Source organism: Paenibacillus caseinilyticus (genome assembly GCF_027533645.1).
Classification (GTDB): Bacteria; Bacillota; Bacilli; order Paenibacillales; family NBRC-103111; genus Paenibacillus_G; species Paenibacillus_G caseinilyticus.
In genome coordinates this window covers 653744-669861 of sequence record NZ_JAQAGY010000001.1, presented here as the reverse complement: position 1 = coordinate 669861, position 16118 = coordinate 653744, and the positions used below count along the sequence as shown (strand labels likewise).

Sequence of the window (16118 nt, the reverse complement as noted above, 5' to 3'; positions counted from 1 at the left end):
AAGTTGTGGCTCCTTTTGTAACGGTCAAGTATCCACTTTATTATAACGGCTGTCCCAATTAAGAGGTCTGAGAACGTCTAACGCGCTTGTCCATTTAACGGGCAGGCGCGTTATCTGTTTCAGTAACGGGGAATATCTTCAAGGTGAAGTCATCTTGAGCTTTACTGCTCCATCTACCGCCTTTTTCTTTACGATAAGTGATCTGGCTAATGATGGATTTCAATAATGCATTTTTTTCTGCAGGTGTCTCTGCCACAGAATAAGCATTCAGCACATGTTCCATAATAGGAATGATCTCCTTTTGGGAGCTGGCACGGCGTTGCTCTTTTTGGAGTTCCTGTTTCTACCAGATCATGCAGGTTTCCTTTCTGCAAGTTTAACTCATTTTTGGTTTTCTCCAAAACTTTGACCTGATCTTTTAATAACTTCAGCTGGAGGTTTCTTTTCTCAGCCTCGCTTTCATTGGGAAGGGCTTGGATTTCAGCAGCCTGCTTCATGCCGAACAATATGATTTTTAACGCCTGAAGCAGCTTCTCCTCTACCTTATGAAAATACGAGCTAACATTTTTGCAATTATGAGTTGTGCAAATAAGTGAGTCTGGATTTTTTGGATTGCGTAATATTCCATTTATGGCCGCAACAATCCATCCGCATTTGCTGTTCTTAAGGGTCGGTATCCTCAGCTCCTCATTCAAATACCGGGTGATACGTGCCGTCCCTAACCGAGTGTCCGGGTTTGGATCTGTATGGAGGGAGAAGATAATCTGCACGATCTGTGCTTGCTCCGGATGTGGTTCCAAGGTGCATCCTTTACCTGGAAGCTTTTTTCTTAGATAGCCATAGGGGGCAACATTCCCCACGTATTTGCCTTCTTCTATAGAATTGATGCGCCCGCCCTGCAACCGGCGATTGATTGTCTTGAATTAGCGGCGGCTCATGAACAGGCCGAATTCGAAATACTCTTCATCGTTCAGGTTGTTAGGATCGTAAGTCCTCATAGGCGTAATAATGAGTGTGGACGAATACTTGAAGGTTCGTGCGACGATCCCTTGGTCCATGGTATTTCCCCGAGCGAGACGCTCTACCTTCACGAACGAGCACGCCTTTCCACTTGCCAGCCTCTACATCCTCCAGAAGATTAATCATCTCGGAACGTTCAGAAAGGCTCCCCTGAAGATTCCAAATGAAGTAGCTAGCCTCATCCAGCAGGGAGCGATATTTTTTGTATCGCACTTAGGTGGAAAGGACTCGCAAGCTATGTACGCCATGCTCAAGTCCGTTATCCCGGATCACAAGAGCTGCCGGCACCGGGATGTATGGGACTGGATGCCGATATTCGAACCTTACGACGGACCAGGTGTTCCAGAGCATAGCTAACGCCGGCCAGCAGCCATTTTGGGCATATACCAGAAATGAATGACAGTCATTGCTATTCTGCATCATGGGCAGCATTAATGGCTTACAGATGGCGCAGAACAGAATCCTGATCTGTACCGCAAGTATGTCGAGCTCGAAAAGCAGATTGGGCACACGATGTTCATGAAGCGAAAGGTACCAGTATGCCTAGAGGATCATATAGGCGTTCGATGTTCCTGATACAACTAAATGAATAGGAAGGACGTAATTATAAACTCCTTACCAATAAAAAAAGCACCCCTAAAGGTGCCGAAGAGTTATTTGTGACGTCAAGAGAGAGTGTGATTTTAAATTATTCTGTAACATGAATATGATAGTCAGGTTTTCCTGGTGCAGATATTATCGTATCACCAGGAGCAGCTGCTAGAAATATAGTAATTTTGACTTCTTTATATGTCCAGCGTATTGACCCTAAAACAGCTGGAGGACTAGAAGTGTATCCCCAGCCATGGGGAGTGAAGGATTCACCAACTTTTACATTTCTTTCAATTAAAGATTGGGCTTGTGGTGCTTGAGTATTCACGGTCGTATTTGAAGAATCAAAAACGCTACCTCAGAGAGGTAGCGAATGGTCGATAGTTTTCATCGTGCTTGTTTTCTTCTACTTAATGTGGATGCGGTTTGTTGAACAATAAACGCCCCATTGCTTGCTCCCTTAGTTCTTATTGCAACAGTTGTTTTAAAGCCTCCACTGCCAAATCCAATTCGAGCAATCCCATACGGTTTTACAGCAACAGTAACGGCCCCACTCAGTAAGATAGTAAAGGGCTGGTTTGAATTGTTAGCAATCGCGAGTGTTGCGTCAACCCCTATAGGGACCACAACTAACGTTTTCACACCAGCAGTTGGATAGTTAAACGATCCAGTATGCAAATATTTGGCCATCGTTACATACACCTCCACTTACAATGTATTCCAGATCGTGAATTTTGTTTGGACGAAGGTAGCTTGTATAAAGTATCAAAATGAATATCCTGCGTACCTGAAAGGAGTGGTGAGCCATACAGATTGTCCAGCCTATCAGAAGTGTGGAAAAGCTTGAAACGATGAAGACGGTGCTCCGGCGGAAGTCAGAGCGCGACTCAGGAACGGAAGACGGGAAGATGCGGCGCTTGCCAATCAATGCAGAACTGCGCGAGATCATCAACGAGTACATCATGGGAAAGAAGGACAGCGATCCACCCTTTCCGAGCTATCGGACTAAGCAGAACATCGGGAGGGTCCAGGCATACCGGATACTCAACCGGGCGGCCGCGGAAGTCGGATTGTCCGAAATCGGTACACACACGTTGCGGGAGACGTTCGGGTACCACTTCTACAAGCGCTATAAGGACGTGGCGTTGCTGCAGCAGATTTTCAATCATTCGGCTCCGTCGATCACCCTGCGGTATATAGGCATCAACCAGGACATCATCGACGAGGTTGTGGGAGGTTTTCATTTGTGACTAGGAGTCCCCTAATATGGTTCGGCGGCAAGTCTAAATATGCAGCGCACATCATCAGACGGTTCCCGGCACATCGGAAGTATGTCGAGCCGTTCGGCGGGGCTGCTCATGTGATTGCCCAGAAGCCGAGGGTCACGCATGAGGGGTATAACGTTATTGACGACGTGGTCGTGAACTTTTTGCTCCAGAGCATTCTAGATCCGGAACGGCTAGCTACAGAATGCGAGGCGCTGCCATACTGCCGGAGCCTCTACGAGCGATGGAAGCGCGAGCCCCTGCCGGAGGATCCGTACGAGCGAGTGAAACGATGGTTCTACATGAACCGCTGCGGCATCTCAAAGGGGAATGTGGAGCAAGTGCCTCAAACCGGCTGGAGGCATTCCACGGTGTCTGGCCAGAGCCCGGCAGGGGGCTACCTTACCGCCTGCGGGCTCAATCGAAGACTTTGCCGAAGTACGAAGGGCGTTATGATTGAGCGAATGGACTTCCTGGAATTGATCCCGAAATACGACGATGAGCATACGCTCTTTTACGTTGATCCTCCCTATGTTGGCCGTGAGAAGTATTACGCCGGCGGATTTACTGAGGACGATCACCGGAAGCTGGCAGAGCTCCTCCGAAATGTGAAGGGTAAAGTCGTCCTGTCCTACTACGATGACCCGTTGATCTACGGCGACTGGTGGCGTGAAAGCTTCGATGCTTACAAGCAAGTGGTCGGAGGCGACAGGGTCGGACGGGGGCAGAGGAACTCCTGCTAATGAATTTTGACAACGGTCAAATGACGCTTTTCTGACGAACATTCGCTGAGTAACGAAGGACATGGGAGGGCTACTGTGCAAAAGAGGCGTTACCTATTGGGGAATGGAAGGAAAGCGCCAAGTAGAGCGCCGCGTGAACATCATCGAAACACGGAGTTCCGGAAATCAATACGTAAACTGGATGCATATCAAGAAAGACGGTGCAGAAGGAAAGTCACAATGGACGGAACGCAGAGAATTTGCAGAATGATTAAAAGGGATTTACGAATTACCCGACGGACAGTTTGAATAATCAAATACATGGGTAGCTACTTTCGATTTTTGAGTGCTGTAAAGCCTGCTGCTGAGAAAAAGAAAATTGCAAAAGACCACCCTATTGTTGGAGCCCATTGCAAAAGGTCTTTTCCAGCGATGCTAAATGCTAGACTTGCAACACCCAACATACACAGAGGAATTGGTTTCGTATAAATTCCACCTTTAACAGTTTTTATAATCACTAACGATTTGCAAAGTGGAAAGGTTACAGAGGGAACGAACACCGTTTGAATATTGAACAACATAAAAAAAAGAGACCACGTCAGACTTGGGAAAATGCAGCCTTCCCGAGTTCCCCAGAATATAAGTTATGGGTAACTCAGCAGCAACAAAAGGAGTGATCAAATGGGTCCCAGAGACAGATGTAGAGTTGTACGAAGAGCAGTTTGAGGCGTGGCTTGAAGAGCAAGGCAGTATGGCAAAGCAATTGTCTAGTGCCCAACTCTTCCATAAGAAGATGAGGTAGTGCCAGCGTAGCTATCATCAAGTGCAAGCATATGGAAACCGGTGGCTATAATGCATGCCCAAAGTTCCTAAAATGGCTCTTTCAGGAACTTTTCCCTGGCCTACTTTGCGGCCTGTGTTAGCTATGCTGGTATTGGGCCGGTTCGCTGGATCCTTCAGGTTCCCGGCTAGTGAGATACGGAGAGTCGCGGCCGGGCAGTCCGGCACCAGCTCCTGTTAGGGTAGGCTTATTTGAAGACACGAAAAAACCCGAAGGGATGCTTTCCCCTCGGGCTTCATGGATCCCCGTATCGTTATTAACACCTGTTTGCATTATTAATATCGCTGAATAAGGACCGAGCTGACATTATCATTCATATTATTTGGAGAAAGACCATTTAGATACGGACAACTCATTGTGAGTCCTGCAGATCTATACGTAAAGTTAACGTCCTGATATAACCCCACTGAATATCTTCCTACTATGTGAACGGAGCTGGCCTTATCATTAAAGTTTAATTTTGCAAGGTCTGGAGTAGGTGCGGTAAGCTTTATCCAATCCCCATGGTAAACGGCATGTTCAAATAAATATACACCATCATATTCATCGGCAGTTATGGTTTTTACTTTCATAGAAGAGAGCCTATCATTACCGATCCGATCTTGCCCTAATTGCTCGGACCCAAATCTAATTGTACTTGTTGCTCCTGTATAGTTGGCGTTCTCATAAAGAGTAGCTTCATAATATGTATTATTATTCAACGGTACCATCCTAATGGAAGAAGCAGAGTCGTTAAGAATTGCCAAAGAAGCTGCATTTGCGTAATCACCAACACCTACACGATAACATGCCCCAGAATAATTACCATCTTGATAAATATAAACCCCAGGGCTGCCGTCACAAGCATAACTTTCAGCAGCCTCCACACGATCCGATGGCGATACATGCAGTGCTACGATGGATAAGGCCAGTAACATAAATGCTTTTGTTTTCTTCAGTAACATACTATACCTCCTAAATTTGGGTTGTACTACATTGCATACAAGTATATGCTACCACCCCTAAAATGATAGTGGCTATCCAAATCTTGATATATTTTTTAACGATTTTTGCTATATGTGTGCATCTGATGACAGCTACGCTGGTATGGGGCCAAGATGGCTGATCTGAATTCCAAGCCTTTTTTTATTTTAGAGGGGAGGAATCCGTGTGATTTTACGCCGCATTGTCTTGTACTGGATCTTGACCGGGCTCCTTGCAACTCATAAGGAGATAACTCGGTTTAACGCTGAGTCGGAGGAGAAACGGCACCGAATGGAAGCAGCAAGACAGCAGATGGGGGGCAAACGATGGCGGATCTTGGACAGAGAACGGCATGAGTAAGAAGCCAAAAGACCATGCGGCTACCCCTTGTGCCCTCAGTTGACTGAAGGCCGTTACTGCAAGAATCACCAACAACAAACCGTCAGGCAGTACGACAAACAGGCCAGGGACCCTAAGCTCGTGTCCTTCTACAAGTCCTCGGCTTGGTTATCGACGAGACAGGCTGCCCTGATCTGGGACAATCATTCATGCCAGTACTGCTTGCAGGAACAGCGCCTCACCCCGGCGGTTATGGTTCACCACATCAAAGAGGTGCGTAAAGCTTGGGCATTGCGGTTGCAGCTCGATAATCTGGTTAGTCTCTGCGATGCCTGTCACAACAGAATACACGGTACTCATTAAATTAGAAGGTCTGTTGACCAATGAACCCAGAAGAAGTGAGACAGATTGTACGAGCTGAGCTCGCTGCAGCAAAGAAACACGAGATTAAGGTAGGCGACATGGTTATTCCCGAACGGGCTGATAAGAACTATCTGGTCATAAGGGAACTCTTGGCCGTCCTTTCATCGAAATAAGCTTTTGTACAACGAGGCTGCAACCGTCCTGGATCAAGTAAAAGCATGTCTGAGTTTAAGGAGGGTTGCTCGTGAAGAAGATCGATGTATGGAAACATAAGATCGCTAGGGAGCTGCACCGCAGGGGAACACGAAAAGCACGGACGGCCAAAGTCATGTCCTTAATCGAAAAGGAGCCGGACTGGAACCAAGACCCTTTCGTCCGTTGCTTCGACACATTCGAATCGGCACTCGGTCAGATGTTTGCTGTTGATATCGGTGGTCATGTATACACAGCCAGGGGTTGTATGGGGATGATATCGGCGGACCTATCCGAATGGAACAGGGGCTACAGATGGTCATTACAGACCTGGAGAAGCGAGGCTCGCAACCGATGGATCTCGTCCGGATCAGCCACAAAAAACGCCTTTAATAAATTAACTATCGCTAAGTTGGTAATTAAGGCGGCGATAAAGATGGATAAGAAATTAACAGAGATTGAACGCTTGAATGAAGTCATGAAAGAAACTTCAGAAAAACGTTGTACGAAAGATACCTGGCCATGCGCCTTCATCTGGAAGGTCACTCATCGTATCCGTTGAAGATAATGGATCGGGTATTCGCCAGGTTATAATTGCACTTTATTTAGACAGTTCTATTAATGAACATGTTAACCATTTTGTTCTTTTATATCCAAAAATCAACTAAATTTAACTTTATGATTGAATAAAATTTGATATAATTTACGAGCAACTAAACTATACATATAGAAAAGAGGCTCTGTATGAAGAAACTAGCTTTAATTTTATCTGCAGTGTTTATGCTTCAATTCTCCATTCTCTCGTCGGCTTTTGCGTTAGGTCTTAATGATCCTGTATATTACTCCAAAAACGCTTTATCCATTGGAGGTACTCTAGAGGCTGGTCAATCGTTAAAATCTAATAATGGTACATTTTCTCTTGTAATGCAAAGAGATGGAAATTTGGTGCTTTATAAGAATGGCGGCACTCCTATCTGGAGCGTAAAAACTGACAAACTAATGTTTCCTGCCAATACTTTGAAGGTAGGGCCCCAAATCGTGGTAAGCTACACGTCTTCTTTCTACAATTCACTCAGTTGGTTTTCTGATAACTACAAATGGAGTATTGCTAGTGGTCGATACCCAGAGGGTACTGAATACTATGGACAGGTCATGATAGTTCAAGATGACGGGAATGTAGTACTTTATAATACAAAAGGTACTACAGATCAAAGTGTCTGGTATCCTGTCTGGGCTTCTGATACAGCCGGAAGATAATACTTAGGATTCTCAAGGAGTCGTGGTGTATCATCGTCACGGCTCTTTTTTATTTTCTCAAATGAAACATGACTTTTTTCAAAAGACGGATTGTCAAGCCAAGTGCGACATCTCATCCATGAAGGCTTCGTGAGCTGAACGCCACCTGAGGCATTTACGAGGACGGTGGTTAATGAGGTGAACCGCCTCCGCTTGTTCATTATCCGTTACGGATGCAAAGTCGTGACCTTTGGGAAAGAATTCGCGTAGCAGGCCGTTGCTGTTTTCATTGGACCCGCGTTGCCAGGACGAATAGGGGGCGGCAAAGTAGACCTTGATGCCGAGCAGGTTTTCTAAAGAGCTGTAGCAGGCAAACTCTTTGCCACGGTCTACGGTAGCGCCTAGAAAGGCAGGTTGTGGGTAATGGCTTGCTACCAAACCGCATGCAACCTCCATGGAGTATGCAGTGCGATCCGGGATTTTTAATGCGATATACTTTCGCGTCTTCCGTTCAATGAACGTAGCTGCACAAGCCTTGCTTTTTCCGCGACTGGACAGGGCGGTATCCAGCTCCCAGTGGCCGAACTTGTGGAAATGAATTCCATTGAAGCGAAAAAGTCCCTCACCATAACTGGCGGGGGACCTCTTTCTTATTTAAGTACAATATCAGTCTTAATATCTTCACTGAGGCGATCATATTTTTTATTTACAGCACCGCTAGTTATGTAGTTCAGGCTAGTGATGCCTTCCAGTTCCTTCACTTCGAAAACAATTTTCCCCGTTTTAATTACCTTGCCATTGAATTCTCCACCGACTTGATCCGAGTGAAAACCTCCCTGAACCTGCTCCTTTGTGTTCGTTACAATTTTTCCAAACTGTACATGCCAGGTTAAAGTTTCACTTGAAGTGTTCTCTACCTTAACTTCAAAGACAACAGCCTTGACAGGAGTAGAGTACTCATTTTCTTTATACACAGGGTCCAAGCTGACTTTGGAAATATTCATCTTCATAGGACCACTAGCGAGATCAACGTTTACACTGTAAGATTTAACTGGAGTAGTGGCTTCCTGCGGCTTGTAGTCCTTACCTGCAATAGTAATTGTGCGGGCATCACCATCCCACTTAACATCTGCACCAAGCATTTCAGCAACGGATCTCAATGGAACATAGCTGGAGCCATCAATAATTTCGACGGCGGTGGATGATTGTTTTCCATTGACGATAAGTTTGATGTCTGAAGCAGCATATGCACCTACGGCAGCGGATACAAGTGCTGTAGCAGCAAATGCGAGTGAGACGGTCAGTTTTTTCATTATTTGGCACTCTCCCTAAGTTTGAATACTGAGAGTATATCAGCACCCTCAAATTTGAACGAGTAAAGTTTTCTTTAGTGAGTGTTCTCCAATTGTCCAAGGAAATCTAGTTGTGTTGATCCATATTTCTGGATATAATACGATCAAATGTTCTTATGGAGTTGAGGATCAATGAACCTACCAGGAGCCGTAGTATTCCGGTAAATCCCGCCAGGGCGAACAGGTGCGCCCTACCCACAGCATGGCGTTCAGTATCTGGCGATGGTCGTTCGGGGGTCTCCCTCCTTGTGGTTTTCTTTCGGCTGGCAGCAGGTCCTTAATATTATCCCATTGGCGGGCAATGCAGGATGTCATGGATGAAAGTTATGATAATGCCATTACCAAGTCCAGAACTTTGCTGGAAGAAGTTTTTTGCTATGTGATTGAAAAAAGGGGCGAAACGCCAACTGAGAGCGGATATCGGCAAGCTATACAATCAGGTTAAACAGCTTCATAATATGCATCAGAACAAGGAAATCGACAAGCGCATCAACGGGTTACTCTCAGGTCTGGAAAAGATTCTTTCCGCTATTGCTGAAATGAGAAACAAGGGCAGTGACTCCCATGGTATCGGAGCCAAGCGCATAAAAATCGCAGAGCATCATGCCAGGTTGTTTGTAAATTCAGCTATGACAATGGCTGACTTCGTTTTAGCTGTGGGAGATCGCAGTTCTGGATGATCTCACAATCTTGTAATAGCCCCAGACAGCATCTGAGATCGACTCAGTCATGTCTGGGTTATTTTGTGTGATATATTCCCAGCTTATATGTAACGGATCTATGTGCAACAGCTGTTATCGTCAGTAGCTATCCCCTCTGGGAATAGAGCGAATGGTAGACCATTTGGCATCACTTTTGCGGGAAAGCATTTTCCGAATCTACCCTCATACGTATCGCCTACTCGTTTGAAAAGAAGACAAAGCTTCGTAAAAAACCTGTATTCAACTACCGAGAAACGTTGGTTGAATACAGATATGGTGAAGCACCGCGGCATACAGTTAATAATGGTTACTTTGCATCACGTATGGTGAACCGTGGCGCGAGAAGAGGTGCGATTTTGATTAAAGCAAAAAGGGGACAATAATATATGTCCCCTCATTTATTGAGCTCACACCCTGTTGCATCTGGAAACCCTTCTGCCAAGCCCAACGATAGTCTCGATTACATCAGTAAATATTAGTTGGGTACTTTTTCGATCCTCCATTGTTGGTCTCCTGCCCACGGTACACTATCCCACTGAATTGCATGTTGAGCATTGTTTAAATTTGTGGGATAACTTCCAGCAATGCCTAGAGATTTTTGACTATTGTTATTAATAAGTCTATAACGGCCACTGCCTATATCCATAATGGTCCATTGTTGATCAAGAATCCAATTTCCATACTCCCATTGAATTACTTCTTTACCATTTGCAAAATTATTATTGTAACCTCCATCAACTGCCATTGCTCTGTTGCTTTGTCTATTAATTATGTTATAGAAACCTTTTCCTGTTTCTTGTATTTTCCATTGTTGATAATATTTTTCGTCGCCGCCTATATCCCATTGAATAATATTCTGACCTGCCCCATTTAAAAGCTCCAATGCTTTTCCGCTATTTTGATTTATAATTCTGTAAAAGGCATTTTGTTCAAATTTCTGTTCTCTGTCATCACTTTCGATTGTTACATCCATATATTTTGTAGGAATGCCATCATAATTATTTTGTGCTGAATACAATCTGAATGTCTTCCCCACAATCATTCTATCTCGTGCATTGCTACTATCGACAGGGAAGTTATACCATTGGATTCTGCTTCTATCGGCAAATCTACCTAGTGAACTCCAATCTTGCTTATTAAGATCGCTAGCTATTGCTATATTACCTCCACCATCACCGTTTGTAATAGCCATATACTTATTAAGATAACTATTCCAAACAACAACTCCACTATCATTCACATTCCCAGGTAAAGCAACGCTATCTTGTCCACCGATACCTGGCTCATTCCAACTTCCATTAAAATATTTTTTCCATGATCCGGGTGCCATATTTGACCCTAAAGGACTTCTGGCGACTTTTATCTGTGATTGTCTGTTATCCTGATTTTTTGATAACCATGCCGTTTGATAATAGACGTAATAATACCCTCCAGCTAAGTCAACAAATAGCTTTTGGTCTCCAACTCCATAGTTGTAGGAATCATCAGGATAGGCTCCCGAACTAGGATTTGTTGGATGCTGACTTGTTATAATATCTCCTTGATAGGTCCAAGTCCGCCCATGATCATCTGAATAAGCGACGCCAATTCTACGAAAATGCTGGATAGGTCCAGTGTATCCTTGGTTCCTCCAACTTCCATAATTAAATTCTACATGAACAGTTGTGTAAAATCTCCCGCTTTCAGGAACTATCCATAAGCCGGAGGGCCAGTATCTATCATCCCCATTTGGTTTGCTAAATCCATTACTTACTGCATTTTGCGCATTAAATGAATATTGTTCAACCAAATTGTCCATAGTTGTTCCCTTGAAGATGTGCCATATACTTGAGCCATCCGAATACACAAACCACAAATTCCCTTGAGGATCAACAGAGATTCCAGGATCAACATCGATTGTATTAAATTTGTTAACAATAACGTCTGATCCGATATTTACAGAAGTGCTAGCAAATGTAGCAGCAGAGGAAGTGAAAAATAAAACGACAATAAAACAAATCATTAAAAGTAATTTGATTTTTTTCATCTTTAATCCTTTCTTATTCCCATAGTATTTTTTACTTTTAATTGGAAAAAATGATATTTATCACCCCCTAAGAAGTTCAGTTTTTTATTCTATTTTTCACAATATATCATACTACAAAATGTATTATATTTCCTTTTTTTCTATATTGTTTATTTATTAAGATTCTATCATTTTGGTACTTTATAGGTAGCAGCTCCTCTCCAAAAAGTATAGAAAGAAAATGTACTTTGTTGGAATCGAAGGTGAGGATGTTTGACCCGGCTTGGAGTTCAAAGGGCCCAGCCGTTTTTTCTTTGTGCTCCAATTTTTGTGGAACATTTTGATGTGGTCCTTCTTAACTGGAGTTATTGAAGGTGTAACGAAACTCGACCGATCATTATTGATATCATAAAATACGCTTCATTAATTACGTCCATCAATGATGTGCGGAGGAATTCGCGCACCTCGAGATGAATCGCTACCATGGTCTACAAGCTCACCAAGGACGCCACGGTGGAGCAGCTCAAGGCTGCCGGGCTGGATGACCACTACGCGGCCCATGACCGGGCGCTGTTCTATCAGAACGCTTCCGGGGTGCCATGGACGGCCGCTTATATCCAAGCCAAGGGAGATCCGATCGCAGACCTGTATGAAGACATTGCGGCGGAAGAGAAGGCCAGGGCCACCTACCAGTGGCTGATCGACCTGACTGACGATGTGGACCTGCAGGATGCCCTTAAGTTTTTGCGGGAGCGGGAGATCGTGCATTCGCTGCGGTTCCGCGAAGCGGTGGAGATTCTCAAAGCGGAGCAGGGAGCGAAGAAAGTGTTTTAGAGGGGAAGGGGAGACAACGTGGAAGGGATTGCAACGATCACCGGAATTGAAAACCAGGGCGCTCGAGCAGCTGAGAGGGAACTGGTGGAAGGCAGCTGCGGTAACTCTGATTACTATTGCCGTCTCACTCCTGGTCTCCGGGATACCGAAGGGCGGTTAGCTTCTGAGCCTGGTTATCTCGGGGCCGATCGCTTGGGGCTCGGCCTACTACTTCCTCCGGGTGCATCGCGGAGAAGGGGCTGCCGTGGAAGATCTGCTGCAGGGATTTGTGAAGTTCGTGCCGGCCTTGGTGCTGTTCCTGCTCACCACGCTCTTCGTGCTGCTCTGGATGCTGCTGCTCATTATTCCAGGCTTCGTCGCCGCGCTATTCGATGGCCTATTATATCCGAATTGACAATCCGGAGCTAACGGCGATGGAAGCGCTTAGCCGCAGCAAGGAAATGATGAAGGGACACAAGTGGCGCTATTTTGTCCTGGGGCTTAGTTTCCTCGGATGGGTACTGCTGGCGGTGTTGACGGCAGGGATTGGTTTTCTGTGGCTTGGCCCTTACATGTCCGTGACGAACGCCAACTTCTACACGAACCTGAAGGCGTCGCAAGGGCAGGGGTATCACAAGAGGGATGATTCCGGAGGCTGACGCCGAAACGAAACAGGGTGGAGGCTTATCCTTTCCATTCCAGCTTCAGATGGGGGCGAAAGGGTATATCCAGCGGGAGTGGAAAATGATATTGAATAAGGGATGGTCTCCGATTCATCTGACGGAGATCATCACTTGTTGGAGTCTACAGAGGATGTCGCTCATGCAGAAACATTGTTCAAAGGAGGATGGGTTGGCCAGAATGGCTGGGGCATCAAGCAAATGGGCAGCCTTCAAAGCTGGTTGACGCCGAGACAAGCAGCGAACGCAACATTCCTTGTTGAACTACAAAAGAAAATTAACATTAATGCAGCAGTGATAGCTGGTTAAATGATAGCAGCTTAAGGTCAACTCTTCCTGCAGTATTCCTCATCATGTGGGTAGCAGGGTCTTGATTCAATTTTCTGGTAATGGCTTCTTGGTGAACCATTTGTAATAACGTCTGGATATGTAAAAAGTCACCAATAGCGAAATCCATGTATAGTACCATGTCCAATTTTTGTATCGAATTAAGTCCGTATAAGTCTCTAATATAACTTCACTAGCTGTCATCCATGAAGGGAAAAACAGCCACCAGCAAATCTTAAAGAGTGTGCTCTTACCCTCTGGATATCTCAGATTAAACACTACACAAATTGCAGGGAATATAAAGTATTCAAATGAGAAGCTGGTTCCTGAAGCGTGCGGGAACTCACGGTTTGGATACTCAATTAAGCCCTTTTCTACTACGAGTAGACCAATGAGCCAGGTTAAAACCTGCTTGAATAGAAATATAACATGGGCGTCACGGACTTTATCTTTTGGGATGCATGCGATTAACAAAATGATTGTGGCGCTCCATATTAAGATCAAAGTGATTTTATCTATGGTCATTCAGTGCAACTCCCCTTATCACTCAGTACTAGTCAATCTATCCTAAATGACCAATATTCAAACTAATATGAGACGGTCGAATACGAATATCAATTCATATCATGAGCACGTGTCGGACAACTACAGAATGAGTCACCCTATCGGATGATATGCTCCCTGTCTTCATTAAGCTAACGGGAGGTTAGTTCAAGAGTTAGGGACAGTAAGCGTTATTAACGCTCAAAGGTAAGCCCAAAACTGTTGGTTAATCCTATTTTCCCTGCATCCGTTACTCGAACAGCCCGGCCGTTAGGTAGACGTTCTATCCAATTTAATTCGAACAACCTTTTGGTCATCGCGGCTCCCAAGCTTCCGGCTAAGTGATGACGTCGTTCGCTCCAGTCCAAGCATTGGCGAGCATAATGCCGACGTTTTCTGGTTTCCGCATTAACCTCTACGCCAAAATTCTGCAACATCTCCTTACCCTCTTCGGTTATAACATAATCTTTTCCATGTTCCTCTAAATACTTCATATTAAGTAATCGATCGGTTAGATCTACGCCAATCTTTCCAGCCAGGTGGTCGTAGCAAGTTCGAGCATGACGCAATGATTTAAGTTCATCGGATTCGCGGAGCGAACTTACGGATTTGGGCGGCGAAATGGCTAGAAGGGATTCGAGCGCATGTGCTACCTCAGGGCTGGCAAGCCGAAAGTATTTATGCCGCCCGTATGAATCATGAATCAGTAGGCCGCCTTCTACCATCTTGGATAAATGTGAACTGGCAGTCTGTGGTGAAATTCGTGCAGCATGAGCTAAATCAGTAGCGGGTAAAGCCTTTCCTCCAAGCAAAGCAATTAGCATCGCAAGACGTGACGGATCACCAATTAAATTAGCAGCCTGTACGATGTTCGGCTTCAAATTTATATTCATCTTTCGGACTATTCCCCCCTTACACTTATGATTCGATGACCACCGAAGTATTCTCATGCTACCATATGCTTACAAACTTTAGAAAGAGGAGAAATCATGAATCGTTTTATATTCGGACTGCTTGTTGTACTTGCCACTTCTCTAATGGGATCTTCCTTTGCGATTGGAAAAATCGGATTATCCTATATCTCACCTTTGTTGCTTGTGGGAATTCGATTTACGATGGCTGGATTAATCATGGCCGTATTCGTCAGGACGAAACGGTTGCCTACATCTATTCAAAGTTGGTCGAAATTGTTCATTATAGGACTATTTCAGACAACTGGAGTTATGGGATGTATCTTCCTAAGCATGCGTACCATTCCGTCGGGGGAGACCTCTATACTGACCTTTGTTAATCCGCTTCTAGTCGTATTTTTGGGAACATGGTTCCTAGGCTTGAAATATCGAATGACTCAGTGGCTTGGGGTATTCATAGGATTTGCAGGTGTATTTTTATCGCTTGGATCTCATTTACAGTTAACGACAGGGACCTGGTTGGGGCTGGGATCCGCGCTTTCTTGGGCTATTGCCACGATTTTGGTGAAAAAGTGGGGTTCGCAATTTAATTCATGGGTAATGTCGGCTTACCAAATGTTATTTGGCGGTCTCCTTCTGTTATTGTTTAGTGTCGCTATGGAATCGCCACAACTTACGACCAATCTAACTTCTGTGTCGGTTGTATTATACTTAGCAATCTTAGGTTCGATTGTGCAATTTGCGACATGGTATTACCTGCTCAGTCATGGCGATCCCGGGAAGACAAGCGCCTTTCTGTTCTTAGCCCCGTTCTTCGGTGTACTTTCGGGATTCATAATCCATAACGAGACAATACATTCGTATGTGTATTTAGGGGGATTTTGCATTTGCATTGGAATATTTCTTGTGAATTGGACTACTTACGGTAAAAAGCAACAGCATCATGAGGAAGAAGGAAGGTTACAGCCGAAGCCGAATGGGTAAGTCGTTCGTGATTGGGAACGACTTTAGCGACGATTTTAGCAGCTAATTTAGTTCTAGCGTTTTAAGATCGCCCGCTTGAGCGAGTCCTCGTAGTGACAATAAAAAATGGCTGCTCTCCAATGTACACTGTGATGGAGAGTAGCCATTTTTTGAGTAGCGAACAAAGAACGGTAGCTGAGAAGCAAGGAGTTGTATGACAAGCGGCTGCCACTTATACGGTTACGGATAGTCATCTCTGTTTACCTATTATTCGCGCTGGCCAACCGCAGC

21 protein-coding genes and 2 pseudogenes are annotated in these 16118 nt (G+C 44.8%); 12 read left to right on the top strand and 11 right to left on the bottom strand.

Annotated features, from left to right (window positions below):
- Positions 1 to 206 precede the first annotated feature (206 nt).
- The 4 genes from O9H32_RS02790 to O9H32_RS02775 form a co-directional block, all read right to left on the bottom strand.
- Positions 207 to 860, bottom strand: coding sequence for a hypothetical protein (locus O9H32_RS02790; protein WP_269864261.1), 654 nt, complete (start codon positions 858 to 860; stop codon positions 207 to 209).
- Positions 861 to 923: 63 nt separating this feature from the next.
- Positions 924 to 1091 (bottom strand): recombinase family protein, encoded by a 168-nt coding sequence (locus tag O9H32_RS02785; protein ID WP_269864260.1) that lies wholly within the window; start codon positions 1089 to 1091, stop codon positions 924 to 926.
- 617 nt (positions 1092 to 1708) lie between these two features.
- Complete coding sequence (locus O9H32_RS02780) at positions 1709 to 1939, bottom strand: hypothetical protein (RefSeq protein WP_269864259.1); 231 nt, start codon at positions 1937 to 1939, stop codon at positions 1709 to 1711.
- A 59-nt stretch (positions 1940 to 1998) separates the two neighbouring features.
- Complete coding sequence (locus O9H32_RS02775; RefSeq protein ID WP_269864258.1) at positions 1999 to 2301, bottom strand: hypothetical protein; 303 nt, start codon at positions 2299 to 2301, stop codon at positions 1999 to 2001.
- Between the two features lie 116 nt (positions 2302 to 2417).
- Between O9H32_RS02775 and O9H32_RS02770 the strand changes: the two genes are divergently transcribed.
- A complete protein-coding gene (locus O9H32_RS02770) occupies positions 2418 to 2861 on the top strand; it encodes a tyrosine-type recombinase/integrase (RefSeq protein ID WP_269864319.1) in 444 nt (147 codons plus the stop codon).
- Positions 2858 to 3619, top strand: coding sequence for a DNA adenine methylase (locus O9H32_RS02765; RefSeq protein WP_269864257.1), 762 nt, complete (start codon positions 2858 to 2860; stop codon positions 3617 to 3619). Before O9H32_RS02770 ends, O9H32_RS02765 begins: the two co-directional genes overlap by 4 nt.
- A 1095-nt stretch (positions 3620 to 4714) precedes the next feature.
- Here the strand turns inward: O9H32_RS02765 and O9H32_RS02760 are convergent.
- A complete protein-coding gene (locus tag O9H32_RS02760) occupies positions 4715 to 5383 on the bottom strand; it encodes a hypothetical protein (RefSeq protein ID WP_269864256.1) in 669 nt (222 codons plus the stop codon).
- 610 nt (positions 5384 to 5993) lie between these two features.
- Between O9H32_RS02760 and O9H32_RS32845 the strand changes: the two genes are divergently transcribed.
- The 4 genes from O9H32_RS32845 (at position 5994) to O9H32_RS02740 (ending at position 7553) form a co-directional block, all read left to right on the top strand.
- Positions 5994 to 6104 (top strand): HNH endonuclease, encoded by a 111-nt coding sequence (locus O9H32_RS32845; RefSeq protein WP_406627247.1) that lies wholly within the window; start codon positions 5994 to 5996, stop codon positions 6102 to 6104.
- 20 nt (positions 6105 to 6124) lie between these two features.
- On the top strand, positions 6125 to 6277 hold the full coding sequence (locus O9H32_RS02750; protein ID WP_269864254.1) for a hypothetical protein: 153 nt from the start codon (positions 6125 to 6127) through the stop codon (positions 6275 to 6277).
- A gap of 71 nt (positions 6278 to 6348) precedes the next feature.
- Positions 6349 to 6858 (top strand): hypothetical protein, encoded by a 510-nt coding sequence (locus O9H32_RS02745; RefSeq protein WP_269864253.1) that lies wholly within the window; start codon positions 6349 to 6351, stop codon positions 6856 to 6858.
- Between the two features lie 182 nt (positions 6859 to 7040).
- On the top strand, positions 7041 to 7553 hold the full coding sequence (locus O9H32_RS02740; RefSeq protein WP_269864252.1) for a hypothetical protein: 513 nt from the start codon (positions 7041 to 7043) through the stop codon (positions 7551 to 7553).
- Between the two features lie 93 nt (positions 7554 to 7646).
- On the opposite strand, the pseudogene O9H32_RS02735 reads toward O9H32_RS02740, so the two are convergent.
- The 3 genes and pseudogenes from O9H32_RS02735 to O9H32_RS02725 all read right to left on the bottom strand — a co-directional run.
- Positions 7647 to 8117 (bottom strand): annotated as a pseudogene (locus O9H32_RS02735) (IS30 family transposase); the annotation flags it as partial.
- A 65-nt stretch (positions 8118 to 8182) separates the two neighbouring features.
- Positions 8183 to 8845, bottom strand: coding sequence for a copper amine oxidase N-terminal domain-containing protein (locus O9H32_RS02730; protein ID WP_269864251.1), 663 nt, complete (start codon positions 8843 to 8845; stop codon positions 8183 to 8185).
- Between the two features lie 177 nt (positions 8846 to 9022).
- A complete protein-coding gene (locus O9H32_RS02725; RefSeq protein ID WP_406627241.1) occupies positions 9023 to 9199 on the bottom strand; it encodes a transposase in 177 nt (58 codons plus the stop codon).
- Between the two features lie 68 nt (positions 9200 to 9267).
- Here O9H32_RS02725 and O9H32_RS02720 point away from each other — a divergent pair, with 68 nt between their 5' ends.
- On the top strand, positions 9268 to 9564 hold the full coding sequence (locus tag O9H32_RS02720; protein ID WP_269864250.1) for an abortive infection family protein: 297 nt from the start codon (positions 9268 to 9270) through the stop codon (positions 9562 to 9564).
- Positions 9565 to 10060: 496 nt separating this feature from the next.
- On the opposite strand, the gene O9H32_RS02715 is transcribed toward O9H32_RS02720, so the two are convergent.
- A complete protein-coding gene (locus tag O9H32_RS02715; protein WP_269864249.1) occupies positions 10061 to 11611 on the bottom strand; it encodes an RICIN domain-containing protein in 1551 nt (516 codons plus the stop codon).
- Between the two features lie 428 nt (positions 11612 to 12039).
- On the opposite strand from O9H32_RS02715, the pseudogene O9H32_RS02710 reads away from it, so the two are divergent.
- From O9H32_RS02710 to O9H32_RS02695, 4 genes and pseudogenes are all read left to right on the top strand, one after another.
- Positions 12040 to 12424, top strand: a pseudogene (locus tag O9H32_RS02710) (manganese catalase family protein); the annotation flags it as partial.
- Between the two features lie 244 nt (positions 12425 to 12668).
- Positions 12669 to 12818 carry a hypothetical protein gene (locus O9H32_RS02705; protein WP_269864247.1) on the top strand — a complete coding sequence of 50 codons (150 nt, stop codon included), beginning with the start codon at positions 12669 to 12671 and terminating at the stop codon, positions 12816 to 12818.
- A gap of 19 nt (positions 12819 to 12837) precedes the next feature.
- Entirely contained in the window at positions 12838 to 13062 is a 225-nt protein-coding gene (locus O9H32_RS02700; protein ID WP_269864246.1) for a DUF975 family protein, read from the top strand.
- A gap of 138 nt (positions 13063 to 13200) precedes the next feature.
- Positions 13201 to 13392, top strand: a complete 192-nt coding sequence (locus O9H32_RS02695; protein WP_269864245.1) for a hypothetical protein — start codon at positions 13201 to 13203, stop codon at positions 13390 to 13392.
- Between the two features lie 66 nt (positions 13393 to 13458).
- Here the strand turns inward: O9H32_RS02695 and O9H32_RS02690 are convergent, their stop codons facing one another.
- Both O9H32_RS02690 and O9H32_RS02685 read right to left on the bottom strand, forming a co-directional pair.
- Positions 13459 to 13935, bottom strand: a complete 477-nt coding sequence (locus O9H32_RS02690; protein ID WP_269864244.1) for a CBO0543 family protein — start codon at positions 13933 to 13935, stop codon at positions 13459 to 13461.
- Between the two features lie 212 nt (positions 13936 to 14147).
- On the bottom strand, positions 14148 to 14840 hold the full coding sequence (locus tag O9H32_RS02685; protein ID WP_269864318.1) for an ArsR/SmtB family transcription factor: 693 nt from the start codon (positions 14838 to 14840) through the stop codon (positions 14148 to 14150).
- Positions 14841 to 14942: 102 nt separating this feature from the next.
- On the opposite strand from O9H32_RS02685, the gene O9H32_RS02680 reads away from it, so the two are divergent.
- Positions 14943 to 15848, top strand: a complete 906-nt coding sequence (locus O9H32_RS02680) for a DMT family transporter (protein WP_269864243.1) — start codon at positions 14943 to 14945, stop codon at positions 15846 to 15848.
- Positions 15849 to 16118 lie beyond the last annotated feature (270 nt).

Coding starts and splice junctions, on each gene's coding strand:
- O9H32_RS02725 (WP_406627241.1), bottom strand. CDS start 9,199: ATGACATCCTGCATTGCCCGCCAATGGGATAATATTAAGGACCTGCTG.
- O9H32_RS02680 (WP_269864243.1), top strand. CDS start 14,943: ATGAATCGTTTTATATTCGGACTGCTTGTTGTACTTGCCACTTCTCTA.
- O9H32_RS02700 (WP_269864246.1), top strand. CDS start 12,838: ATGGAAGCGCTTAGCCGCAGCAAGGAAATGATGAAGGGACACAAGTGG.
- O9H32_RS02715 (WP_269864249.1), bottom strand. CDS start 11,611: ATGAAAAAAATCAAATTACTTTTAATGATTTGTTTTATTGTCGTTTTA.
- O9H32_RS32845 (WP_406627247.1), top strand. CDS start 5,994: ATGGTTCACCACATCAAAGAGGTGCGTAAAGCTTGGGCATTGCGGTTG.
- O9H32_RS02750 (WP_269864254.1), top strand. CDS start 6,125: ATGAACCCAGAAGAAGTGAGACAGATTGTACGAGCTGAGCTCGCTGCA.
- O9H32_RS02730 (WP_269864251.1), bottom strand. CDS start 8,845: ATGAAAAAACTGACCGTCTCACTCGCATTTGCTGCTACAGCACTTGTA.
- O9H32_RS02740 (WP_269864252.1), top strand. CDS start 7,041: ATGAAGAAACTAGCTTTAATTTTATCTGCAGTGTTTATGCTTCAATTC.
- O9H32_RS02760 (WP_269864256.1), bottom strand. CDS start 5,383: ATGTTACTGAAGAAAACAAAAGCATTTATGTTACTGGCCTTATCCATC.
- O9H32_RS02690 (WP_269864244.1), bottom strand. CDS start 13,935: ATGACCATAGATAAAATCACTTTGATCTTAATATGGAGCGCCACAATC.
- O9H32_RS02775 (WP_269864258.1), bottom strand. CDS start 2,301: ATGGCCAAATATTTGCATACTGGATCGTTTAACTATCCAACTGCTGGT.